General features: G+C 43.5%; 23 protein-coding genes. 17 read left to right on the top strand and 6 right to left on the bottom strand.

Annotation, left to right across the window (positions count from 1 at the left end):
• The first annotated feature begins 70 nt into the window (after positions 1–70).
• The 5 genes from NST74_RS28685 (at position 71) to NST74_RS28665 (ending at position 5,057) form a co-directional block, all read left to right on the top strand.
• Positions 71–349 (top strand): hypothetical protein, encoded by a 279-nt coding sequence (locus tag NST74_RS28685; protein WP_341115638.1) that lies wholly within the window; start codon positions 71–73, stop codon positions 347–349.
• A gap of 150 nt (positions 350–499) precedes the next feature.
• Positions 500–1,621, top strand: a complete 1,122-nt coding sequence (locus NST74_RS28680) for a nitric oxide synthase oxygenase (protein WP_341115637.1) — start codon at positions 500–502, stop codon at positions 1,619–1,621.
• A gap of 92 nt (positions 1,622–1,713) precedes the next feature.
• The gene (locus NST74_RS28675; RefSeq protein ID WP_341115636.1) at positions 1,714–3,852 is read left to right on the top strand and encodes an ABC transporter transmembrane domain-containing protein; all 2,139 of its coding nucleotides are present in this window, start codon (positions 1,714–1,716) and stop codon (positions 3,850–3,852) included.
• A gap of 11 nt (positions 3,853–3,863) precedes the next feature.
• Positions 3,864–4,388 (top strand): hypothetical protein, encoded by a 525-nt coding sequence (locus NST74_RS28670; RefSeq protein ID WP_339288553.1) that lies wholly within the window; start codon positions 3,864–3,866, stop codon positions 4,386–4,388.
• 132 nt (positions 4,389–4,520) lie between these two features.
• Complete coding sequence (locus NST74_RS28665) at positions 4,521–5,057, top strand: hypothetical protein (RefSeq protein ID WP_341115635.1); 537 nt, start codon at positions 4,521–4,523, stop codon at positions 5,055–5,057.
• Positions 5,058–5,072: 15 nt separating this feature from the next.
• On the opposite strand, the gene NST74_RS28660 is transcribed toward NST74_RS28665, so the two are convergent.
• Positions 5,073–5,714 (bottom strand): TetR/AcrR family transcriptional regulator, encoded by a 642-nt coding sequence (locus NST74_RS28660; protein ID WP_339288550.1) that lies wholly within the window; start codon positions 5,712–5,714, stop codon positions 5,073–5,075.
• 187 nt (positions 5,715–5,901) lie between these two features.
• Between NST74_RS28660 and NST74_RS28655 the strand changes: the two genes are divergently transcribed.
• Positions 5,902–6,654: an SDR family NAD(P)-dependent oxidoreductase gene (locus NST74_RS28655; protein WP_341115634.1), complete on the top strand. Its 753-nt coding sequence runs from the start codon at positions 5,902–5,904 to the stop codon at positions 6,652–6,654.
• A 157-nt stretch (positions 6,655–6,811) separates the two neighbouring features.
• Positions 6,812–8,227, top strand: a complete 1,416-nt coding sequence (locus NST74_RS28650; protein WP_341115633.1) for a hypothetical protein — start codon at positions 6,812–6,814, stop codon at positions 8,225–8,227.
• Positions 8,228–8,283: 56 nt separating this feature from the next.
• Here NST74_RS28650 and NST74_RS28645 read toward each other — a convergent pair whose 3' ends face one another.
• On the bottom strand, positions 8,284–9,774 hold the full coding sequence (locus tag NST74_RS28645) for a peptide MFS transporter (protein WP_341115632.1): 1,491 nt from the start codon (positions 9,772–9,774) through the stop codon (positions 8,284–8,286).
• Positions 9,775–10,087: 313 nt separating this feature from the next.
• On the opposite strand from NST74_RS28645, the gene NST74_RS28640 reads away from it, so the two are divergent.
• The 6 genes from NST74_RS28640 (at position 10,088) to NST74_RS28615 (ending at position 15,148) form a co-directional block, all read left to right on the top strand.
• Entirely contained in the window at positions 10,088–10,642 is a 555-nt protein-coding gene (locus tag NST74_RS28640; RefSeq protein WP_341115631.1) for a TetR/AcrR family transcriptional regulator, read from the top strand.
• Positions 10,643–10,740: 98 nt separating this feature from the next.
• Positions 10,741–11,715 carry an NAD-dependent epimerase/dehydratase family protein gene (locus NST74_RS28635; RefSeq protein ID WP_341115630.1) on the top strand — a complete coding sequence of 325 codons (975 nt, stop codon included), beginning with the start codon at positions 10,741–10,743 and terminating at the stop codon, positions 11,713–11,715.
• 85 nt (positions 11,716–11,800) lie between these two features.
• Positions 11,801–12,157, top strand: coding sequence for a nucleotide excision repair endonuclease (locus NST74_RS28630; RefSeq protein WP_341115629.1), 357 nt, complete (start codon positions 11,801–11,803; stop codon positions 12,155–12,157).
• Between the two features lie 125 nt (positions 12,158–12,282).
• A complete protein-coding gene (locus NST74_RS28625) occupies positions 12,283–12,945 on the top strand; it encodes a glycosyltransferase (protein WP_341115628.1) in 663 nt (220 codons plus the stop codon).
• A 176-nt stretch (positions 12,946–13,121) separates the two neighbouring features.
• Positions 13,122–13,844 (top strand): hypothetical protein, encoded by a 723-nt coding sequence (locus NST74_RS28620; protein WP_042131557.1) that lies wholly within the window; start codon positions 13,122–13,124, stop codon positions 13,842–13,844.
• A gap of 5 nt (positions 13,845–13,849) precedes the next feature.
• Complete coding sequence (locus tag NST74_RS28615; protein WP_341115627.1) at positions 13,850–15,148, top strand: polysaccharide deacetylase family protein; 1,299 nt, start codon at positions 13,850–13,852, stop codon at positions 15,146–15,148.
• Positions 15,149–15,164: 16 nt separating this feature from the next.
• Here the strand turns inward: NST74_RS28615 and NST74_RS28610 are convergent, their stop codons facing one another.
• Positions 15,165–16,226 carry an endonuclease/exonuclease/phosphatase family protein gene (locus NST74_RS28610; RefSeq protein ID WP_341115626.1) on the bottom strand — a complete coding sequence of 354 codons (1,062 nt, stop codon included), beginning with the start codon at positions 16,224–16,226 and terminating at the stop codon, positions 15,165–15,167.
• Between the two features lie 156 nt (positions 16,227–16,382).
• Between NST74_RS28610 and rlmN the strand changes: the two genes are divergently transcribed.
• The 4 genes from rlmN to NST74_RS28590 all read left to right on the top strand — a co-directional run bounded on the left by rlmN (position 16,383) and on the right by NST74_RS28590 (position 19,596).
• The gene (gene rlmN, locus NST74_RS28605) at positions 16,383–17,453 is read left to right on the top strand and encodes a 23S rRNA (adenine(2503)-C(2))-methyltransferase RlmN (protein WP_042131555.1); all 1,071 of its coding nucleotides are present in this window, start codon (positions 16,383–16,385) and stop codon (positions 17,451–17,453) included.
• A 77-nt stretch (positions 17,454–17,530) separates the two neighbouring features.
• Positions 17,531–17,818 (top strand): DUF6509 family protein, encoded by a 288-nt coding sequence (locus NST74_RS28600; RefSeq protein WP_042192802.1) that lies wholly within the window; start codon positions 17,531–17,533, stop codon positions 17,816–17,818.
• Positions 17,819–18,035: 217 nt separating this feature from the next.
• Positions 18,036–18,515, top strand: coding sequence for a transcription elongation factor GreA (gene greA / locus NST74_RS28595; protein ID WP_042131553.1), 480 nt, complete (start codon positions 18,036–18,038; stop codon positions 18,513–18,515).
• 151 nt (positions 18,516–18,666) lie between these two features.
• Positions 18,667–19,596, top strand: coding sequence for an AEC family transporter (locus tag NST74_RS28590; protein WP_341115625.1), 930 nt, complete (start codon positions 18,667–18,669; stop codon positions 19,594–19,596).
• A gap of 76 nt (positions 19,597–19,672) precedes the next feature.
• On the opposite strand, the gene NST74_RS28585 is transcribed toward NST74_RS28590, so the two are convergent.
• The 3 genes from NST74_RS28585 to NST74_RS28575 all read right to left on the bottom strand — a co-directional run bounded on the left by NST74_RS28585 (position 19,673) and on the right by NST74_RS28575 (position 22,988).
• Positions 19,673–20,515, bottom strand: a complete 843-nt coding sequence (locus tag NST74_RS28585) for an aldo/keto reductase (RefSeq protein ID WP_341115624.1) — start codon at positions 20,513–20,515, stop codon at positions 19,673–19,675.
• A 58-nt stretch (positions 20,516–20,573) separates the two neighbouring features.
• Positions 20,574–21,782, bottom strand: a complete 1,209-nt coding sequence (locus NST74_RS28580; RefSeq protein WP_042131550.1) for an MFS transporter — start codon at positions 21,780–21,782, stop codon at positions 20,574–20,576.
• A 237-nt stretch (positions 21,783–22,019) separates the two neighbouring features.
• Complete coding sequence (locus tag NST74_RS28575; RefSeq protein ID WP_341115623.1) at positions 22,020–22,988, bottom strand: Gfo/Idh/MocA family protein; 969 nt, start codon at positions 22,986–22,988, stop codon at positions 22,020–22,022.
• Positions 22,989–22,999 lie beyond the last annotated feature (11 nt).

The raw sequence follows: 22,999 nt of genomic DNA, 5'->3' as shown, positions 1-22,999 counted from the left end.
CATAAAGTTACTTATCCTAAACCATGCTAGAAGGGAACAGGCGCATTTCAGAAGGGAGCGAATTTCATTTATGAAACAACCCGATTCCAGTCTGCAAGCGAACGACAATGTAACTCAAGCCAAAAATGCTTTAGGCAAGCTTCATTTCTCTGTCTCTCAGGCGCTTAGTCATCCAACAGAACAGACTTTGGCACAGGCTGAGAACCGTTTGGCGCATACCGAACAGGCGGTAGAGCAAGCCCAGGCCGCGTTAGGCCCACAAGGTGTGGAGTTGGCTGAAGAACTGCTGGCCGAGGATAAGAGCAGACTTGCTGCATTGAAGACGCAAGGGAAACGTTCAGAACGCTAGATGTTCCTGCTGCAACCCGTGAAGCGACTAAGCTTCACGGGTTGTTCTCATGCACGCTCGTGTACTGTTTCCTTAAGGATGTAGCTTAGGATTGAGGATGGTATACTGGATTGAAGGTTCTAGCAAGAGCTTGGATGGGAGACAAACGATATGAATGGTAAGGACATTGAAGAGTTAACCCGGCAGGCGGAGGCTTTCATTCGACAATGTTACGCTGAACTTGATAAGACTGAAGCTGAGATGGATCAACGCATCCAAGCCGTACGAGAAGAAATTAATCAATCCGGGAGTTACACACATACAACGGAAGAGCTGGCTCATGGGGCAAGAATGGCTTGGCGAAATAATAGCCGCTGCATTGGCCGCCTCTTTTGGCAATCCATTGAGCTGATGGATGAACGTCTGGCAGAGACCGAGGAGGATGTTGCTGAAGCTTTGCTGCGACATCTTGAAAAGGCTAATAATGGAGGACGTATTCGTCCACTTATCACGGTCTTCCGCAGCGAGGAAGCTCCTGATCAGAGAATCCGGATTTGGAACCATCAATTGATTCGTTACGCGGGATATCCTGGTGATGCTGAACATGAACGCGCTGGTGATCCGGCATCGGATGAATTTACGAAAGTATGCCAACAACTAGGCTGGCAGGGAACAAGGGGCAATTATGATGTATTGCCGCTAGTGATCAGCATAGGCAATGGGCATCCCCATGTATTTCCTATTCCTCAACACCTCATTCAGGAGGTGCCGTTAACTCATCCCGAAATTGAACGTTTTGCAGAGCTTCAGCTTCGCTGGTATTCGGTGCCGATCATTTCAGACATGCAGTTGGAGATTGGCGGAATTCTATACCCCGCGGCTCCTTTTAACGGCTGGTACATGGAGACCGAAATTGGCTCACGTAACTTGGGGGATACTGGAAGATATAACACTTTGCCGGCTGTAGCTGATCTGATGGGACTTGACCGCTCCAGTAACACTACGCTTTGGAAGGATCGGGCGCTTCTTGAACTGAACCGTGCAGTGCTCCATTCCTTTAAGCAGGCGGGGGTCAGCATCGTGGATCACCATACAGCGGCTGATCAATTTGTGCGATTTCAGGAGCAAGAACAGGGACAGGGGCGTCAGGTTTCTGGCCGCTGGTCATGGCTGATTCCCCCTATGTCTCCGTCGTCTACACCCATTTGGCATGATCGTACGTTAAAAGAATATGATTACAGCCCGCGTTTCCTTTATCAACGATCACCTGCGGCTATCTGTCCTTTTCACTAGCATAATTTGAATTTTAAGTCGAAATTCGTTTACAGTATGTACCATCTATTGTAATCTAGACCTACTGAAAGGCGGGGGTAGGATTGCAGTTTGTGCGTACAATTTGGCGGTATTTCAGCTCATACAAGACTTTATCTACAGTTTTTTTACTCGGCTTATTCATTGAAGTTGCCTATGCAGTAGCTGCACCGCTTAGTCTACAATATTTGGTCGACTTAGCTTTCACACCTAGAGATGTTCAAGTTTTTTTTATCATATTAGGTATTTTGGTGATGGGGGGCTCGCTTAGTATTGCTGCAGGATTGGGAGGCGATTATGCGCTTTCCAAGCTAAGTGGGCGAGTGGTGCAGAGACTTCGTAGTCAACTATTCAACCATATTCAGAAACAAACCTTTCCTTTCTTTCAACGTTATCGGGTAGGCGATCTAGTCACTCGATTCTCATCCGATATGTCCTCTATTGAAAAAATCATTTACAGCTCTGTCCCCTATAGCCTCAAAGAAGGTCTCAGCACACTGCTCGGTCTAATCGTACTATTCTCCATCCAATGGAAGCTTGCTTTTGCAATGCTGCTCGGCTCAGTCTTAATGTTTGTCGGCCCCAAACTTTTGCAAGGGCGTGCGGAAGCGGCAAATACTCGTTATAAAGAAGCACAGGAGCAATTTGCGAACACAATGGATGAAGCCGTGAAAGGGCATCAGACGATAAGAGCGCTTCATCAACAGAATCGGTTTCGTCAACGTGCCGAGAAGCAGATCAGTCAATTATTTACGTTTGGATTAAAAGTGGATGTTACGGGTTCTTTAATGGAAAGACTGCCTTTGACAGCTTTGTTGATCTTAAACGGGACTATGATTGGCTTTGGAGGCTATCTGATCTTTCAAGGTGAGATGAGCGTGGGTGGTTTCATTGCTTTCTTTACTCTGTTTATGAGTGTCGGGCAGTCAGGTGCGAATCTATCATTTATCATTCCGGATATTATAGAATCCAGTATAAGCATCAAACGGATTAGCGAATTGTTTGATTATCAGCCGGATGTTCCGGAGGCCGCTTCACCGATAGCCCTCGGCCCCTTTGAACAAGAGATCCAGATGAACAAGGTGACCTTCGGGTATACCGAAGAGACAAATCAGTTAACAGAGATAACCTTGAGTATTACAGCTGGGAGCTTTGCCGCCTTCGTAGGACCAAGTGGATCGGGTAAGAGTACGGCCTTACAGCTGTTATCTCGTTTTTATGATCCGAAGAGTGGCTATGTGACGATTGATCACACCGATTTGCGTCTGGTAAGCGAAGCCTCTCTAAGAGAACAAGTGGGTATTGTTTCACAGAATACATATTTATTTGAGGCAAGCGTACGAGATAATCTTTTACTGGATAATCGTGAGGCTACAGAAGAAGAGTTGTTTGAAGCCGCTCAGTTGGCAAGAATTCACGAGACCATTGTTAGCTGGCCGGAAGGCTACGATACGCTCATACATAGCGAAGGCTCCTCCTTATCGGGAGGTCAACGTCAGCGCATCTCGATAACACGAGCTTTATTAAGAAATCCAAAGATTCTGCTGCTCGATGAGATCACCTCAGCCTTAGATCCTTCGACTGAAGCGGATATCAATCAGTCCATTGAGCAGCTCAGAAAGCAGAAAACTATTATATCTGTGACCCACAGATTATCGTCGATTGTTGATGCAGATGTTATTTTCGTCTTTAAGGACGGTAAGATCCTAGATACAGGTACACACCAAGAGCTTATGCAACGAGAGGGCCTTTATCTTGAAATGTGGGAGAAGCAGCATGGGTTTAGGCTATCACCAGATGGGCTTCATGCAACGATTGATGTCAATCGTTTGGCTAAGTTTCCATTCTTTGCGGGAGTTGAGTTTTCTGAACTGGAAAGTATCGCGAAGCTTTTCTCCAGTGAGACCTGCAAAGAAGGGGATACCATCGTACAAGAAGGAGATCATGGAGATAAGTTCTATATTATCATTCGTGGTAGATTTGAGATCTTGAAGCAAATCTCGGGTGCAGAGAATCATCGAGTAGCCGTTTTGGAGGATGGAGATCATTTTGGCGAAATTGCTTTATTAGCAGACGTTCTGCGAACAGCGAGTGTACAGGCCTTAGAGCCCTCGCTTTTACTATCCTTACGCAGAGAGGCCTTCTTGGAATTGACCACGAGGTACCCGCATATTCTAGAAACGGTTGAACAGACGCTAGTAAATCGAATATGAGGGGATGAGGGATGCAAGTGTCTATAGTTACTAAACGCTGTGAGAATGATGCGGATTACGCCAAGGCAAGTCTTTTTATTCTGAACAACAGGCGTGATTTGCATCCCGGATTTACGACAGTTGATATGATTGCATTGATCTATTCTTACCTATCTGAGGGACAAATTCTTAATATAATGGATATAAACGGACAAGTTATTGCTATTGCTGCCTATTATCAGGGTACACCTGATCTTCATTTCGAGGATAAGCATGTGGCCTATGTGGATAATGTTATTCTCGATAGAGCTCATCGCAACACTCGAGTCTTTATTCGAGGCTTTAACGGTTTGATTGAGCAAATTATTCAGGATCATCCAGAAACTGAGGAGTTTCGCTTCGCGGCTCTCAACGATAATGCCTACTTGCAAAAGTTGTATTCTAAATTCGCAAAGCTAAGCTACACGCGTGAAGGAGAACTCGGCAAAGAGAATATTTACAGCACCGAAATCTCATCAATTAGAGCTTTACTAGCACAATTCGGAAGGGTATACTAGGAAAATAATCACATTATTTGTAAGAAAGGAGGTTTATACAATGATCCCTCCAAAAACTGGAATTGAAAAAAGTGGCGGTAAAATTGTCAAAATCGTCGCAGTTAATGATGTAGTAAGAGCTGGAGCGTAATTATGCCCTTTCTATTTCGTACCTGTAATCTTGAAATGGATTATGAAACGTATATTACGTTTCTGATTAGGCACCATGATGAACTAAACCTGCCTTATTCATTTGCTATGAAGCTTAGTTTTATAAGTAGTCCGCTTGTATTGGGTAAGGCTATGGTCATTATTGATGAAGATTCTTATGAAATCGCTGCCGCTGTTGGTTTTGTTTATGGAACAGGGGCTGCTGATTATGAAGATAAGCATATTTGTCAGATTGAAGTGGCCTTTATCCAGCAAGAATATAGAGCAACCACCTTGTTTATCAAGGGGTTAAGGGCGCTCAACCACCTGATCAAAGAAAATAATCCTGATGTGCTGCAGATTCAGTTCTGGGCACCTTCGGATCAAGCGGATCTGGATCGCTTATTCTCTAAATTCGCTTCTTTGCCGGGTGCATCGAAGTCCATCGTGAATCATCTCGTTTTATATACGCTTCCTTTCGAAGAACTGGTGAGGTATTGCGAACGATTCAACTTAAAAAGCGCCAAGTTTCCCTCATAAGGAAACTGGCGCTTTTTAGGCTTTTAAATGATCCAGAAAGATTTGTTTAAGAAGCTCAAGCTGCTTGTCGGAGTCTAAATCCGATTCCAACAGGAGGATGTTCTTCTTCATCGTCAGCTTTCTGGAAAAGAGAGCAAAGCTGTTCATCAGCGTGATTAAGGTCTCTTTCACGGGGAGATCAGCTCGAATAGAACCGTCTTCTACCCCGTTTTGAATGATTCTGGAGTACTCATGCCAAATCTTGCGGTTCAATGCATTGAAATCAAGAACATCCTCAACAGGCTCATTTAAGTGAGAGGCGTAGCTTTCAAAATTGACCATAAAGATAATGCTTAAATGATTTTGATCCTGAATAAAGAAATCAAACAACATCTCGATCTTTTCAAGACAGTTAAGTGGCAAGTCAGCTACGTACTTAAAATAATCGAGCATCGGCTCGAGCATTCGGGTGGCCACAGCCACGATGAGTTTTTCTTTTCTAGGAAAATATCGAAAGAGAGTCGCAATACCGATATTCGCTTCAGTTGCGACATCTTGCATCGTCGACTTTTCGATTCCTTTTTGCGAAAATATTCGTTCTGCGGATTCAAGAATTGTACATAATCGCTGCTGTTTACCGTCGGATCGTTCTTTTTCATAGCGTGCTTTAGGATTCATGAGGGATAGACCCTTCCATTTTTGATTAGGTTTTTTAATTATTAGTATTATATCCACCGTTTATTGGATTAAGCAAGGAGAGGTTGTAGTTATTTCGTAAAAATGATATGATAAATATCACAGTGATAGTGTGACTATCATCACTCGAATTATTATATCACAATACGATTATAGAGGAGACTTAATTATGAATCGTCTAATTAATAAAGTAGCAATTATTACAGGTGCAGGCAGTGGCATGGGTCGTGAAGAAGCCCTTTTATTGTCCAAAGAAGGTGCTACAGTTGTAGCAACTGATATTAACGAAGCTGCTGTACAAGCAGTTGTAAAAGAAATCGAAGCCGATGGTGGACAAGCAGCAGCTTATGCACATAATGTAGCTTCTGAAGAAGACTGGATCAAAGTTGTAGAAGATGTGATTAGCAAATTTGGGAAAATCGATATCCTAGTAAATAACGCAGGGATCTCGTTCCCAGTTCAATTGCTTGAATCCACTGTTGATCAATGGAACAAAGTAATGAACATTAACGTGAGCAGTGTATTTCTTGGCTTGAAACATGTTGTTCCTCAAATGAAGAACAATAAAGGTGGTTCGATCGTCAATATCTCCTCCATCGCAGGTTTGACTGGCAGCAGCGGTGCCGGCGCTTATACAGCTTCAAAAGGTGCCGTTCGTATGCTGAGTAAAGCAGCGGCTGTAGATTTTGGTAAAGACAACATTCGCGTGAACTCTGTTCACCCTGGATTTATCGAAACCCCAATGAGTGCTGAATTTGTAAATAACGAAAAAATGCATAGCTTCTTTATGTCCCAGACTGCATTGCCACGCGTTGGACGTGCTTCTGAAGTAGCTGAAGCTGTATTGTTCTTGGCTTCTGATGAAGCTTCATACATTACAGGCGTTGAGCTGCCAGTTGATGGCGGAGTCGTGGCTAAATAATAAATTTCTAAATAAGCAATACTAAGAAAGCCGTCTCATGCGTAGATTCTCTCTACACGTGGGGCGGCTTTTTTAAGCGTCCATCTCTACCGAACATTAGCCTACTTCCCTGCATAACATATAGCACTTGTAAGCAGGAGAAGGGTGTGGTTCAGAGATGGGCATCCAATTAACAGCGCTACATTATGTATATCTGGCATTCATCGTGTTCATTATGGCACTTCTGATTAGGCGGCGGGATACAACGATGATCTGTATTGCAGGCATCTTTGTACTTGGCTGGCTCGCAACAGAAACGATTAGTGGTTCGGTCACAGGCGTATTCAATTCTTTTGTATATGCAACCAAGGAGCTCATGGGTACGATTATGATTATTTCCATCATTGTAGCCATGAGCCGAGTATTAACCCAAACCGGAATTAACGAGACGATGGTAGCGCCGCTTACCCGGTTTTTACGTACACCGTTTATAGCCTTTTGGGGAATTGGCCTCATTATGATGGTGACATCTTGGTTCTTCTGGCCTTCGCCAGCTGTGGCTTTGATTGGGGTTGTGCTGCTGCCCGTAGCGATTCGTGTAGGACTGCCTGCACTCGGAGCAGCGATGGCGATGAACTTATTCGGTCACGGGATTGCGCTATCGGGAGACTATATCATTCAAGGTGCACCCAAATTAACGGCAGATGCGGCAGGACTTCCGGTAAGCAGTGTCATGGAAGCAAGTATCCCACTTGTCATAGTGATGGGTGTAGTCACTACGGTAACAGCTTATTGGATGATGCGAAGAGATCAGAAGAATGGTACTTGGCGAGACGGACTGATATCCGGGAAAAATGCCGCGAGTGCGCTAGCTGCTGAGAATGATAAGGTAGAAGGTCAAACGGTGATTTCTCCCACACTGAAGAAATGGCTGGCTATCGTTATTCCTCTTCTATTTTTAGCTGATGTAGCAGGTATGTTTCTGCTGGATTTACAGGGTGGAGACGCAACTGCCTTAGTGGGTGGGACTGCTGTGTTCATCTTGGTCGTAGTAACATTGCTTGCACATCGTAATAAAGGACTGGAGCAAGTCACCTCATATTTGATCGATGGGCTTACGTTCGGTTTCAAAGTATTCGGTCCGGTGATTCCGATTGCTGCATTCTTCTATCTGGGGGATTCGGCCTTTGCTGAATTGTTCGGCAAAGTTTTACCTGCTGCATCACAGGGGATTGTAAATGATCTAGGAGTTGCTCTGGCGCATAATGTTCCTCTAAATGGTGCTGTAGGTGCTGTGACCGCCACCATAACAGGAGCCATTACGGGTCTTGATGGTTCAGGGTTCTCGGGAATTTCACTGGCGGGGTCCATCGGAAAATTATTCGCTGTTGCTACACACTCCGACGCAGCTACTTTAACTGCCCTCGGTCAAGTATCTGCCATTTGGGTTGGTGGAGGGACGTTAATCCCATGGGCATTGATTCCAGCCGCCGCCATCTGTGGCGTAAGTCCATTTGAGCTTGCCAGACGTAACGTTAAACCAGTACTGATTGGGCTGATAGTTACAACGATTGTTGCTATATTTCTGGTGTAGACCTGACTATTGATTCAAAAAAAGGCTGCCGAGAGTATCTCGGCAGCCTTATATGTTTATCTTATCCCCTTCATGAAATTCTGAATCTTAGAAGAGAACAGGAAGAGAATTACCGCGAGCACAATGGCAACTCCACCAATAACTCCAAAGTACAGCATTTCGGTATCCGGAGTATAGAACTTCACAATCTGAGCATTAATAGCTTGCGCAGCAGCATTGGACAAGAACCACATGCTCATCATCTGAGCAGTAAAAGCAGCGGGTGCCAGTTTGGTCGTTGCCGAGAGGCCAACGGGTGACAAGCATAGCTCCCCAATGACGACGATGAAATAGCTTAGCACTAGCCATAATGGATTTACAAGTGAATTAGTTCCACCGAAATATGCAGGTACCAGAATGACCAGGAAAGACAGACCGGCAAACAATAAACCAAGCGAGAACTTTTGAGGAATCGTTGGTTGACGGTTACCGAGCTTTAACCAAATCCATGCAAATACAGGTGCAAGGGCGATAATAAACAGCGGGTTAAGCGACTGGAACCAAGCCGGAGAAATGTGTATACCCGCAAAGTCCAATTGGGTGCGCTTGTCCGCAAAGCTTGCTAGAACTGTTGAAGTTTGTTCCTGAATGGCCCAGAACATAATTGAGGCGATAAACAAAGGGATGTACGCGAGAATCCGTGATCGCTCTACAGCGGTTGTCTTGGGACTGCGGTACATCACAATAAAGTACATTGTAGGAATAAGAAGCCCTAACACCCCTACGATCTTAATAAATGTCTCAAAGGTGAGTATTCCAGTAAGTATGCCGGCCGTAACTAATACAGCAAGTACAACTAATCCAATACCGATCCAAGTAAATAATTTTTTCTTTTGTTCGGCTGGAATCGGGTTTTGTACAATCGTACCCGCCAGACCTAGGTTTTTAGTGCGAGTCAATACGTAAACAACTAACCCGATAAACATCCCGACTGCGGCAATCGAGAAGCCTAGATGGAAATTATTCATACCCACAGCGCCTACAATCAGTGGAGAGAGGAATCCGCCAAGGTTAATACCCATATAAAAAATGCTGAAAGCAGCGTCGCGGCGGTTATCTTGTTCGCTATAGATCTCCCCTACAATACTTGATACATTGGGCTTAAGAAGTCCGGTTCCAAGCACGATCATAATCATCGAAGCAAAGAATAACGTGGCATTTCCCGGTATCGCCAGTAAAATATGCCCGAACATTATTAGAACGCCACCGTAAAAGACAGCCTTCGAAGTACCGAAAATCCGATCGGCAAGCCATCCGCCTATAATTCCGGACATATATACGAGTGATCCGTAGATAGACATAATCGAAAGGGCCATATCCTCTGGAAATCCGAGTCCGCCTTTGCTTACTTCATAATACATGTAGTAAACAAGGATTGCTCTCATGCCATAATAGGAAAAACGTTCCCAAAATTCAGTGAAGAAAAGCGTGAACAGTCCCTTTGGATGTCCAAAAAAACCGGTTTGCGGGACACTATCTACAATTTTTTGCCTGTCTGTTGCTGACATGAATCAAATCCTCCTAGATGCTAATTGCTCTTTTCATGATGCTAATAACACACTACACTACCTTAATATTTATAATACCCTCATGAGGAAAATCACAACCCTTTGATGAGAAGGTTCTGAATAATGCCATATTTTTTAGTAATATTTCCAGTAGAATTTTATAACTAACTTATATTGTATTTTTCATCCAGAATGATTGGGGTACGAAATAATATATTTTCTAGGTTGCATTACGTAGGAGATATGCATATACTCTTATTAAGAGAGTGATTGATCAATAACCTGATGAATTGGGTTACGTAAGGAGATTATCATGACAACAGAATCTAGTTCCGGTCGCAAGAAATCAGATGAATCAGCCTCCATAAACCGCCGAGAACAAATCTTGGAGGCAGCGGTTGTTGTATTCGCCGAGAATGGCTACTACCGAGCTACAACTGCGCAGGTTGCGGAAAAGGTAGGCATTTCTCAACCCTATGTGTTCAAAGTGTTCAAGAACAAAGAAGAATTGTTTGTAGCTTCCTTGGAACGGGCTTTTGAACGGATTATTCGTTCGTTTAAAGGATTAGAAGTCTCGGCAGATCAAGTGTTAAAGGAGTGCATTAAAGTATACGAGTTGTTAATGGAGACGCATCCGAATGAGATTATTTTGCAAGTTCAAGGGTTAGGAATCCGCGATGAAGTTATCCGTGAAGCGATGCAAAAGGGAATGCTTGAGATCACCAACCTTGTACACGAGAAGTTTGTTGCCGCTGGAATCGAGCAGCCTGAAGTAGAGGTAAGTACCTTTATGGCTAACGGTATGCTATGTAATATTTCTATGGCCCTTGGAATGCCGGAGTTGAAGCCAAAACACCGGACAGAGTAGTAGAGATGAGATACGTTGTAACCTATAAGAGCTTCGGCTCTTACATTTATAATCATTAGTTAGTGATTAATCAATAACAATATTGGGAGGAATAATTTATGTTAACAAAAGCGCTTGTACTTGGTGCAACTGGGGGAACAGGATCGGTAATTATAGCTGAGTTGTTAAAGAGAGGGATAGAAACGGTGGCCTTTGGACGATCGATTCCAAAACTGGAGAAGCTTGCGACAAAGCTGGGTAATCCTGCTGGTCTTAAGCTAATGGCGGGAGACGTGTTTAATGCGAAGGATATATTATCAGCTGCGCAGGATGTGGATGTTATTTTTCATAGTGCATCTGTTCCGTATCATGAGATGAGCACGCGATTGTTACCCATGGGAGAAGCGGTTATGGGGGCGGCTAATACGCTAGGGATAAAGGTTGTTGCGGTGGATGGCATTTATCTTTATGGCAGAAGACAGAATGACAAGCCAATCGACGAGGAGTATCCGAAGAATCCGCATACGAAAAAAGGTAAAGTAAAGCTTGAGTTTGAACGAATGTTCTTTAGCCAGCGTTGGAGTAAAGCACAGGGGCTTATTGTTCGATTACCGGATTATTATGGACCTACAGCTAATGAAGCTTCCTATTTAGGATCAACCCTGAAGACCATCGCTGCGGATAAACCTGCAATGTTCATCGGAAATATGACTGTTCCCCGTGAATATGTGTATTTGCCGGATGCCGCTGTCATGATTGTTGAACTTGCTAGCAAAGACGAAGCTTATGGTCAGAATTGGAATATTCCAGGGGCAGGTACAATCTCAGGGCGAGATATCGTTAGAATAGCGCAAGCAGCAAGCGGCTCGAAGAAACCCGTTATCTCTTTAGGAAAGGTTGGATTATCGCTGCTCGGTGTATTCGTTCCAGTCATGAAAGAGATCGTTGAGATGCTGTACTTAACTAAAGAACCTGTAGTTCTAAGTGGTAGTAAATACGAGCGTTATGTGGGTCAGATTCCTACTACCCCTTTTGAGCAAGGGATAACAGAGACAGTTCAAGCTCTTATGAGTAGTCAGGCCAAGGCGGAATAAAGAGCAAGGTTCATTGTGAAAGATAGAATAAAAGGCTAACTTATGATACTATTTACTCCTATATAGAAAGAGGACGTGAGCTAAAATGATCAACATAACTATGCCCAATGTGGATGTTAGTATTACTAAACAAATTAACCCGCAGTTAAGCAACATCTACGGATTCACTGATTTTCACCTGATTCCAAGAGACTACGGCGGTATCTTTATGTTCTACAATGACCAAGATGAGTTGTTGTTTGTAGGTAAAGCGAGAAAGCTAAGACCAAGAATCAAAAAACATTTCGAAGATACCGTATCTGATATCAAGCTGCACCGGGACGAGGTCACCAGAATTGATGTATGTTTGATCGAAAGCCCTGTTCATAGAGAAATTTATGAAACGTATATCATTAATGAATTGAAGTCTAAATACAATGTGGATAAAGTGATGTTTAGATAAACATAAAGAAGAGGCGCCGTCCAATGACGGTGCTTTTTTTATGTAAAAGAAGATAGGAATGAAATAAGAACATCGGTACACACTATACAAGATAGTTAATAGATATTTAAAGGAGATAGGTCATATTGAAGTCTAAGTTTTTGATTGCGAAGCTAGCTTTGTTGTGTATGTTTCTTGTTGTGAGTGTAATGCCCGTAACTGCCGATGCTGCAGCCAAAGAAAAAAAGAGCTCACATAAGCAATGCTTTACACCCTCCGTAATAGAGCTTAAAGATAACCTTAGGAAATTATGGAGTGACCATGTGATTTGGACGAAAAATTACATAGTTAGCGCCTTTGCAAATTCCGAGGACAAAGAGAAGGTACTGGCAAGGCTGCTGCAGAATCAGCAGGAGATAGGGAATGTGTACAAGCCGTATTACGGCGAGGCGGTAGGAGATAAGCTAGCTCAATTATTGCGGGAGCATATCCTGATTGCCGGAAAGGTGGTTGCCGCTGTACTGGCAGGTAATCAGGCAGATTTGGAAAAATACAACAAAGAATGGTATAACAACGCTGACGATATTGCTAAGTTTCTTAGCGCACAGAATCCCAAATATTCGTATGAACAATTGAAAGAGATGCTTCATGAGCATCTGGAGCTAATTACAGATGATGTGACAGCTAGGGTTAAAAAGGATTGGGATGCCGAAATCGTTGCTTTCGATAAAGGGCTGGAGCATATGATTATGTTTGGAGATATACTAACCGAAGGGATTGTTAAACAATTCCCTGATAAATTTAATTGAACCAGAGCACCCGCAAGGGTGCTTTTTTCTTGTTATTGGCAAAAATTTAGGTCTTTTGATCTAATTCAAAAAGTTAGATATAAAGGCTCACTTACAGACAAGACAAGTAAACTATAATAGACTCGTGGGCACTCGACATTTTTTGACATTTTTTTATAATTGAGGTGATAAGATCAATGATTTCTCCCTTTTTTAAAAAGAAAGACTCAGTGGATAAGCAGTCCAAACCGGGTATGGTTCAAAAGGTGCAATTATCAGAAGAGCAGGGTGAGGAAGTAGAGGACCAGATCGCTGGCGAGACTTTAGCAGGAGTGGTTACTACGGGAAAAGCTCCGCTTGATAAAAAATCACTTGATTTGATCTTCTCCGTGGAGCAGATTATTCAGGCCAGACAGCATGCCGAGACGAATATTAATGAACTTCAGGATCGGTTAACGCATTCCAGCAGCCATGTTGAACGTTTGAACCGGGACATGAAGAACCTCAATAAAGTGATTGAGGAAAGAGAGAAGAACGTACGAGAGCTTGAGCATAAATTGATTGAGAAGAATTTGAAGGTCGATCAAGTACTGGAGGATTATCGGGAGCTTCAGACTACCCTCACTGCAGAGATTGAAGAATTAAAGAGTACGATCGACCTGGAGCATCAGAAGTATGTAAATCTGATCCAAAAACATAATGAAGCTCATGCGGAGAAGCTTAAAAAGATGAATGATCTGGAAGAGAAACTCGGACGGATTGAAACTGAGAACGCGCATTTAAGACAGAAATACGATACGATCCGCCAAGAAAAAGCCTATCTCTCCGGTATGATCAGCGATTTTACTAATCGTATGACCGTCCCTTTTGGGAATGGAAGCACGCTGGCGGGAAGAAATGATGACAACGGAGATACATAAGATTCATGGCAATGAATGAACCGAGCGCTGTTCTAATGATTGAGTTGCTGTCGCTTGAGCATGAACAGACCGGTTATCAGATTGAAATAGGTTTAACCCGTGATATCGGGTATGCCAGACGCAGGCTAACCATAGATGAATTTACATATGAACAATTAAACGCGCTGGCTCCCTATTTCGGGGAAAGAATGAGATTGTCATTGTATCCGAAATGGGATCCCTTTCGTAATAGTTATTACAGCACACTGGTCATTATAAACCAGACCTTCAGCGAAACCCTGTATTTTGCTTGTTCTGAATATTATGTGTCACAGCTTCTTCAATTAAAGGAAGTAGACGATCCCCATGTACATGAAGAGATTGCTGTTGAAACGACGCAACCCTCTATACCTCCAGCCCGTAGGCCAAGAAGAAGGAAGAGCAAAAAACGGATTGGAAGACTGGTACTGCAGAGTATCCTGTTCGCTTGTTTAGTATTTGTATTGTTGTCTCTTCGAATGGGTGGTCAAGATATGGACCGTGCAGAAGGATTGGAAGGACCTGCTTTAGGTGCCGGGGCTGAGAAGATCGAGCAAATTGTCTCTCTACCGTTCACCCCTCCTGTTGGTGTTGGTAAGACAGAAGCGACCCCCAGTCAGCAAGATAAGCCTACCTCTGAACCTTCCGAGACTACGCCAGAACCTTTGGAGCCTCCTCAAGAACAAATAAAGCAATATGAGGAGATTGAAATAACCGGGAATAAATATGCATATAGTTTGCCAAAGGGTTACGTGGCTTTGTCATTTGATGACGGCCCGTCAAAGTATACGAAAGAAATCGTAGATATCTTAGTGGAGCATGAGGTGGCAGCCACCTTTTTTTTTATAGGGAATAAGGTCGCTCATAATGTGGAAGCGGTTAAGTATGCGAGTGAGCATCAGATGTCGATTGGAAGTCATTCGTGGGATCATAGCAAGATGACTGACAATGGAGATAAGCAGAATCAGAATAATTTGGCGAATACTAATAAGGCATTGGAGCAAATCACTCAAATGTCGATTACTGTTTTTCGGCCGCCATATGGTGCGATTAATGATAAGCTAGCAGCCAAAGTAACAGAACAGCAGATGAAGGTATTGTTATGGAATCGTGATTCTGAGGATTGGAGACGCAAAACTCCAGAAGACGTCCTTCAATTTGTTCATCATACTGATCCGTCCGGTGGCGTATATCTTTTTCACGAAAAGAAGATTACCGTAGAAGCGTTGCCCGCTATCATAGAATATCTAAAAGGGAAGAACATGAAGTTCGTCATTTTTAAATAACATCATTGCTGTAATCTTACTGAAGAATAAGAGTGGCTGTTACAGGATTATGATCGCTGTGTTCAAAGGATAGATCATGACCCTGTACGCCACTTATTGTGATATTCGGAGAGACTAGAAAGCCATCAATGACAGCACGGAAATTCACACCTTCTGAATAAGCTACATCCAGTGTCCGGACGGACGGGATTTTAGCATCGACAGCCCACTGAAAGCCCTCCGGTTTGAAATCTTCAGGGAACTGCTGCAGCCATTCTGGCCAAGCTTGTGTAGTCTCAAAGGCCTCAGGGGTTGTGCCCGGTAAAGAATGATTCCAGTCCCCGCCTAAGATGAGGTAATTGCCTTTATCATTCTCTCTCTGAATATAAGTAGAAAGATATTCTAACTGCTGCTTACGAATCGTTCCGCCTTGGTCAAAGGCTGATAAATGAAGATTGATCAGGATCAGTTCTTTCCCGTTATCGACGGGGAATCTGCTCTCCATAAAGGCGCGGTCAAGTTCAAACAATTGACGAGGCCAGCTTTCTTTTCCCGGAAGGTCATATCTAACGTTACTTGTGCTGCCGAATTTAGATAAGGTTAATAAACCGCTATTCACTGAGCCCATCGGATCAAGAACAGGAATCGGTACCCAAGGTACCTTGTAGTTGGTTGCGAATACGTTGCTGTAATCAGAGAAAATATTCGATAACAAGGAGACCTCATCGATATGGTTGCTACGAGAAGAATCGATGTCTACCTCCTGCAACATGAATAGATCCGAGCCTGAAGTGGTCATTACAGAAGCTATTGCCTCCAAATTTGTCTTCGTTTGTTCCTCGCTGCTTGAACGTGATTTGGTGCCGCCATCCATAAAGAAGTCCTGATCCTTATCCAGTCCAGCATAGCCAATATTAAAGGTGGTTATCGCAAAAGGTTCTCCCTGCTTCATCAATTGTTCCTGATTATGGTTTACCGTTAGCGGAGTAGTCTCCTTTGGCTTATAATCGGTAATGGTAATATACAGTAAAAAACCGCCAAAGATTAGAACGGCAGCTAGAAGGGTAAAACCGATGATTTTTATTGTGGTTGAGCTCATTTGATTCGATCTCTCCTCAGATGTAATTTCATAGAACGGACTTCTAATGGTGTAAACTTCGACGCTACGCTATAACTCCCCTTGTTTAAATAAAAAAAATTTGAGACAATGAGTAGTGATGGACTGAACTTTAATGTTTTGAAAAGAGGATAACGAATGAATATGGAATCCATTTATGGATTAACTTTTGATCAACTGGCGGCATGGCTGTTAGAACGAGGACATAAAAAATTTCGAGCTACGCAGGTCTGGGATTGGCTTTATCGGAAGCGGATTACAGAATTCTCAGAAATGCTCGATGTAAATAAAGATTGTGTAGAATTATTGGAGCAGCACTATGTGATCCATACGTTGGAGGAACATGTGAAGCAGGAGTCTGCGGATGGGACGATTAAGTTCCTGTTCCGTTTGAAGGATGGCAACCTGATCGAGACGGTGCTCATGAGACAGAAATACGGCTTGTCCGTATGTGTCACTACGCAGGTTGGATGTAATATCGGCTGCAGCTTTTGCGCCAGCGGATTGTTAGCGAAGAGTCGCGATCTTTCCAGCGGTGAGATTGTAGAGCAGATTATGAAGGTTCAACAGCATTTAGATGCAGCAAATCTCGAACAAAAGGTTAGTCACGTTGTAGTCATGGGGATTGGCGAACCGTTCGACAACTTTAAGAACTTGCTCGATTTCTTATCGATTATCAAGGATCACAAGGGACTAGCCATCGCAGGAAGAGGGATTACTGTATCGACGAGTGGGCTTGCTAACAAGATCGTTGAATTTGCCGATGCGAATACACAAGTAAACTTGGCAGTGTCACTTCACGCGCCTAATAATGAGCTGCGGACGAAGATTATGAAGATTAATAAGGCGATTCCAATAGAGAAGCTAATGGAGTCCATAGATTATTATTTGGAAAAAACAAATCGCAGAATTACGCTGGAGTACATTCTGATGAAGGATGTAAATGACGGCAAGGAGCATGCGCTTGAGCTGACTGAACTAATCGGCGATCGGCGTCAGCTCGTCAATGTGAACTTGATTCCTTATAATCCGGTCGATGAGCACAGCCAATATCAAAGAAGCGAGCGGGAGACCGTGCGGGCCTTTTTTGATACTTTGAAGAAGCAGGGCGTGAGTGTAAGCACTCGGCTGGAGCATGGTGTAGATATTGATGCTGCATGCGGACAATTGCGAAGCAAACAGATCAAGAAATCTAAAGCTATGGCTTGAGGACGGGCTGACCCCTTCATGCAGCTTTTTGTGATACAATGACGTGGCAGGTATTAGGAAAAGAGGTTGATTGAGCAATGTTGACATTTACAAGCTACAACGTGGAGAATGTTAAAGATCCTTTTGGTATACTAACCGGTAAACGGTATGAATTCGTGGTTCAACTGGATGTTCCAGAAGATGATGAGCTCTATGTAGAAAATGGAGTTTCCGCTAGAGCGATTATTAAAGTGGATGAAGATCAGGTTAGCATCGTAAGTTATGACCTACAAGAAACAACAACAGGCCAATTGCTTGATTTCGATATGGAAGAGGACGAGGAAGCAGCATTGCTCCTTTTCTGTAAAGAGCATTTGCCAGAATAATGATGCAGCATTGATATCCTTGCCCAAGGTTCAATTGTGGCAGGGATTTTTCTTTAAATATAAGAAAGTATAGGTTTTACACCTATACTTTAATTTTTATATTTCTCTTTTAAACGCTTGTCGTCCTTACAAGGACGCCGAAGGCGTTTATGCTTGTCGCATGAATGTGAAATATAGGTTAAAATATTATAAAGCATCCAAAATAGGAGTTGTATACATGTCTAATGAAGAAGTGTTCTTGACCAAAGAAGGATTAGCTCAATTAGAGGAAGAACTGAAGGAATTGAAGGGTCCAGGGCGCAAGGAGTTGGCAGCTCGGCTTAAATTGGCGATTAGCTATGGAGATTTGAAGGAAAATAGTGAGTACCATTCGGCCAAGGACGATCAATCGTTCATGGAGACTCGTATTATGATTTTGGAGAAAATGCTGACCAAAGCGAAGATCGTAGATGAGAGCCAGATGGATCTTTCGAAGGTAAGTATGGGTTGTATCGTTACCTTGAATGATATCGAATACTCCGAGAAGATTGAATATAGAATTGTAGGGGCTGCTGAAGCAGATGTCCTAAACAACAAGATTTCCTATGAAAGCCCGCTGGGCAAGGAATTGTTGGGTAAAAAAGTCGGGGATATCGTTAGTGTAAATGCACCAATGGGTATCATCAAATATGAATTGCTTGAAATCAAAATGATGTAACACATGATAAAAAGGTTTCAACCCCGTTATAGGGGTTGAAACCTTTTTTAATTATAGGTAATGGCTATTGTGTATATTGATTTCATATCTTAGACGTCTTGCTCTGTTGCGCTTATAGTTTAGAGTAACTTAGAGCAGAGGGGTACTGTTCATGATCCAGAGCGTGTTATTAACGTTGTATCAAGTCATCGTGCCATTATCCATTCCGGTGATCGTCGGTGCACTGCTTGGACGGTTTAAGAATTTGGATACCAAGCCGTTATTGACGCTCTATTTATACTTTTTAACGCCGGCTATTATTCTTAATACACTGGCTACGGCCGAGATTTCTATGGATGATATTTACAAAACGCTCACTTTTTCGCTGCTAAATCTGTGCTTTTTATGGGCGATTGCAAATATCATCGGGAAGTTATTGAAGCTCGGCCCCTCTGAAATATCGGGATTGACTCTGGTCTCGACATTTACGAATAGTGTGAATTATGGACTTCCCTTGGTGTTGCTGGCTTTCGGACAGCTTGGGCTCGATAAGGCCTCTGTGTATGTGATTGGGCAGATGATTATCGTGAATACTGTGGGCGTTTATTTTGCGGCTAGATCGCAGTTCTCGGTGAAAAATGCAGTAAAGTCCGTGTTCTCTCTTCCTGCCATCTATGCAGCTATGCTAGCACTTTTTCTTAGAATGTTTGACCTGCATTTACCTTCTGAGCTTGCTACAGGGGTCTCCATGGTTGCCGGAGGTTATTCACCAGTCGTACTGGCGATTCTGGGTGCACAGATGGTCAAAGTACGAACCATGTCATCTGAACGTAAGGGCCAGTCTACTTTTTGGACAGGGATGATCATTCGATTAATCTTAGCTCCACTAGTGGCATACCTCGGATTATCTATTCTGCATATTGATGGTATTTTATTCTCTGTGCTGCTGATTCTGGCCTCCATGCCAGTTGCCGTCAACACGGTGGTATTAGCGGAGCGATTTGACGCCTCTCCAGAGCTGGTATCCAAATGTATTTTATGGACGACGCTTGCTTCCTTTCTTGTGTTGCCGATCCTTATTGTGCTAGTGCAAGGTGCGTAAAGACAAAAAGGACCCTCTTTCATTTCTGAAAGATAGGGTCCTTTTTTTACTGTTACTTAACCTAGCAGTTAATTTCTTAAAAGTCGAAATTATCAGGGTCAGGGCCAACCCGTTGATCTTGATTCAGGTCGTTAATTAGAGTCATATCCTCTTCTGTTAACTGAAAATCAAAAACATCTACGTTTTCGATGATCCGGTGCTCTTTAGTAGATTTCGGAATGGTAATAATTCCACGCTGCAGGTCCCAACGGATAATCACTTGAGCTACGGATTTGCCGTATTTAGCTGCAATTTGTTTCAGTACTGGCTGATCCAACAATTGCCCTTGCATTAATGGTGACCAAGCCTCCAATTGGATTCCTTGTTCCTTGCAGAAACTAAGCAGTGCTTGCTGGCTTAAATAAGGATGAAGCTCAACTTGGTTTACCATCGGCTTAATTTCCGCATCCTTCATCACATCTTCAAGATGATGGATCTGGAAATTGCTGACCCCAATCGCTTTTACGCGTCCCTCTTTATATAAGGTTTCAAGTGCTCTCCAAGTCTCTTTATATTTTCCTTTTACAGGCCAGTGGATGAGATATAGATCAAGGTATTCAAGTCCAAGCTTAGCCAAGCTAGTCTCGTAGGCGGCAATGGTTTCTTCGTAGCCCATATCTGCAGTCCAGACCTTTGAAGTTACGAAGAGTTCTTCTCTGGACAGGTTGTTGTCCTGCAAAGCTTCTTTGATTGCTTGACCTACACCCGTCTCATTCTGATAAATGGCTGCTGTGTCGATGCTGCGGTAGCCGTGTGCAATAGCAGATTTGATCGCTTGTATCAGCTCCGAGCCTTCTTCGACTTGAAATACACCGAGCCCAAGCCAAGGCATGTTTACCCCGTTGTGTAATGCAGTTGTATCTTGTAAATGTTGAGCCATAATAAAATTACCTCCTAAGATATTTAAAATTTTGATTGGTTTGTTAATGCACAGCTGATTAAGCAGCTTCGGACTGGAGAAGAGTCTCGTCTTTCTTCTCCAGCGCACGACTCCAGGCGGTTAAGAATACTGCGGAGAGAACCATTATAGCACCCACCCAAGTGGTATGAATCAGTCCCATATGATCCGTCACAATACCGCCAAGATAGGCGCCAATGGCGATACCAGCGTTAAAAGCAGCAATATTTAGCGCAGAAGCGACGTCTCTCGCACTCGGAGCATATCGATCTGCAAGTGTAACTACATGTACCTGTAGACCGGGTACGTTCATGAAGGCTAACAATCCCATAAAGAAGATCGTGAGTAATGCAGCCACTTTATAGGGTGCAGTAAAGGTTAAGACGAACAGTACAACAGCTTGTACAGCAAACATGTAGAACAGGGCATTCATAGGTTTACGGTTAGCTACTTTGCCTCCAATGACATTGCCAATGGCAATAGCTATGCCATATACAAGAAGGATAATGGCAACGGTGCTCTCTTTGAAGCCGCTGATTTCATGAAGAAGTGGAGATAAATAAGTAAAGACTACAAAGGTACCTCCATACCCTAAAGCGGTGATTGCAAACGCCAGCAGTAGCCGTCCGTTCGTCACGAGCTTGACTTGTTCACGAAGCGGTGTTCGGGTACCTTTGCGCAGCCCTGTGGCAGGGACCAAGATGAGATTACTGATGAGCGCTATAAGCCCGATAACAATAATGGCGATGAATGCCGCTCGCCAGCCTAACTGTTGCCCTAGAAAGGTACCCAGTGGAACACCGGTTACAGTAGCTACGGTTAGTCCTGTGAACATAATCGCAATAGCACTGGCTTTACGATTCTCAGGCACGAGGTCGGCGGCAATGGTCGAAGCAATCGACATGAACAGACCGTGTGAAAGGGCGGATATTATTCTTGCTATTAGCAGAATAGTAATACCGTCCGCAGCCGCGGCAAGGCTATTGCCAATGATAAAAACAATCATGATGATCAGCAATAATGCTTTGCGCGATATTGCCGTAGTCAGGGATGTTAAGATAGGGGCGCCAAAAGTTACCCCTAAGGCGTACAAAGTAACAGTTAATCCAGCTGTGGTTAGCGGTATATGCAGGTCATCGGCGATAAGTGGCAGTAGCCCCACGCTGATAAACTCGGTGGTTCCGATCGCAAAGGCACTAATGGCTAAAGCCAAGAGGGCCAGGGTACTTCTTTTTTGGTCTAGCAACATGTCTTTCACTCCTACACTCTGTTAATTCACCGGCCGGTAAGTGCAATTATGAAGCCATGTATCCATTAAGTATAGTACGTACTTTAAAGTGCTATAGGTACTAAAAAGTACCTATTAGTTATCGCCTAAGGATATTGTCAGCCATTTCTAGAATATTATCCGCCCAAAAAAACGTTGGACCCCATGAACTCATGGAAATGCCAACGCTTTGATGATTGATCTATTGTGTTCAGGATGTTATTCGAAGCTGTATTTGATTCCCCATTGTTCCCTAACATTACTCATAATGTCCATAACATCTAAGGAAAGATTAAGGGTTTCCTGGTTGCCTTTTTCCGCGATATAGCGCTGCATATCCTCTATTTCGTATTGCAGCGCTTTAGAAGAATCGCCGATTTCAATCGTTTCTAAGGTGCCATCTAAATATTGAATTGTAGCTTTAGAGGCCCGCGGAAAATTATCAACGGTAATAAAGCCAAGTTCTCCAGCAACGACGCCGCGTTTAGGCATTTTGGAGCGCATGGTAAGGGAGATGACCGCCATTTCATCCGCATCGTTGTTCAGAATGATTCCGGATTGTTCATCAACGCCTGTCTCAAAACGTTTCACCGTCGTTAGAATTTCATGTGGTTGTTTGGACAGGAAAAATCTTGTGAAGGATAAGGCATACGTTCCGATATCCAGCAGTGCTCCACCCGCCAGATCTTTGTTGAAGAAGCGGTTGTTCACATCATATTCCTTATGGCTACCGAAGGAGACCTGCACCATTTTTAGGCGCCCGATCTGTCCTTTCTCCACGATTTGCCGTAGCTTTTTGTACAGTGGCATATGGTAGATGGTCATAGCTTCTGCGACGACTAAGCTTTTTTGCTTAGCAAGCTCGGCGATTTCCTGTAGCTGTCTGCTATTTACGGTGATTGCTTTTTCACAGAGGACATGTTTGTTATTCTGCAAGCTCTCCATGATGTATTCGTAATGATTGCTATGTGGTGTAGAGATATAGACGACATCGATTTCCGGGTCTTGCAGCATTTCGCTGTAATTCCCATAGGCCTTTTCCGCTCCATATTGACTCGCGAACGCCTGGGCTTTCGCTAAGGTCCGTGATCCTACTGCATATAAAGTCCCGCCGATGTCATTAAGGGCAGCCGCAAATTCAGTAGCGATACTTCCCGGGCCGATGATTGCCCACTTTAGAATGCTCATTGTTAGCACCT

Source organism: Paenibacillus sp. FSL F4-0125 (genome assembly GCF_038008565.1).
Lineage (GTDB): Bacteria > Bacillota > Bacilli > Paenibacillales > Paenibacillaceae > Paenibacillus_AQ.
This window is presented reverse-complemented; position numbering and strand designations above follow the sequence as displayed.

Bases quoted from the DNA above. Each gene is read 5' to 3' on its own strand.
- NST74_RS28685 (WP_341115638.1), top strand. From the start codon at position 71: ATGAAACAACCCGATTCCAGTCTGCAAGCGAACGACAATGTAACTCAA.
- NST74_RS28680 (WP_341115637.1), top strand. From the start codon at position 500: ATGAATGGTAAGGACATTGAAGAGTTAACCCGGCAGGCGGAGGCTTTC.
- NST74_RS28670 (WP_339288553.1), top strand. From the start codon at position 3,864: ATGCAAGTGTCTATAGTTACTAAACGCTGTGAGAATGATGCGGATTAC.
- NST74_RS28665 (WP_341115635.1), top strand. From the start codon at position 4,521: ATGCCCTTTCTATTTCGTACCTGTAATCTTGAAATGGATTATGAAACG.
- NST74_RS28660 (WP_339288550.1), bottom strand. From the start codon at position 5,714: ATGAATCCTAAAGCACGCTATGAAAAAGAACGATCCGACGGTAAACAG.
- NST74_RS28655 (WP_341115634.1), top strand. From the start codon at position 5,902: ATGAATCGTCTAATTAATAAAGTAGCAATTATTACAGGTGCAGGCAGT.
- NST74_RS28650 (WP_341115633.1), top strand. From the start codon at position 6,812: ATGGGCATCCAATTAACAGCGCTACATTATGTATATCTGGCATTCATC.
- NST74_RS28645 (WP_341115632.1), bottom strand. From the start codon at position 9,774: ATGTCAGCAACAGACAGGCAAAAAATTGTAGATAGTGTCCCGCAAACC.
- NST74_RS28640 (WP_341115631.1), top strand. From the start codon at position 10,088: ATGACAACAGAATCTAGTTCCGGTCGCAAGAAATCAGATGAATCAGCC.
- NST74_RS28635 (WP_341115630.1), top strand. From the start codon at position 10,741: ATGTTAACAAAAGCGCTTGTACTTGGTGCAACTGGGGGAACAGGATCG.
- NST74_RS28630 (WP_341115629.1), top strand. From the start codon at position 11,801: ATGATCAACATAACTATGCCCAATGTGGATGTTAGTATTACTAAACAA.
- NST74_RS28620 (WP_042131557.1), top strand. From the start codon at position 13,122: ATGATTTCTCCCTTTTTTAAAAAGAAAGACTCAGTGGATAAGCAGTCC.
- NST74_RS28615 (WP_341115627.1), top strand. From the start codon at position 13,850: ATGGCAATGAATGAACCGAGCGCTGTTCTAATGATTGAGTTGCTGTCG.
- NST74_RS28610 (WP_341115626.1), bottom strand. From the start codon at position 16,226: ATGAGCTCAACCACAATAAAAATCATCGGTTTTACCCTTCTAGCTGCC.
- rlmN (WP_042131555.1), top strand. From the start codon at position 16,383: ATGAATATGGAATCCATTTATGGATTAACTTTTGATCAACTGGCGGCA.
- NST74_RS28600 (WP_042192802.1), top strand. From the start codon at position 17,531: ATGTTGACATTTACAAGCTACAACGTGGAGAATGTTAAAGATCCTTTT.
- greA (WP_042131553.1), top strand. From the start codon at position 18,036: ATGTCTAATGAAGAAGTGTTCTTGACCAAAGAAGGATTAGCTCAATTA.
- NST74_RS28590 (WP_341115625.1), top strand. From the start codon at position 18,667: ATGATCCAGAGCGTGTTATTAACGTTGTATCAAGTCATCGTGCCATTA.
- NST74_RS28585 (WP_341115624.1), bottom strand. From the start codon at position 20,515: ATGGCTCAACATTTACAAGATACAACTGCATTACACAACGGGGTAAAC.
- NST74_RS28580 (WP_042131550.1), bottom strand. From the start codon at position 21,782: ATGTTGCTAGACCAAAAAAGAAGTACCCTGGCCCTCTTGGCTTTAGCC.
- NST74_RS28575 (WP_341115623.1), bottom strand. From the start codon at position 22,988: ATGAGCATTCTAAAGTGGGCAATCATCGGCCCGGGAAGTATCGCTACT.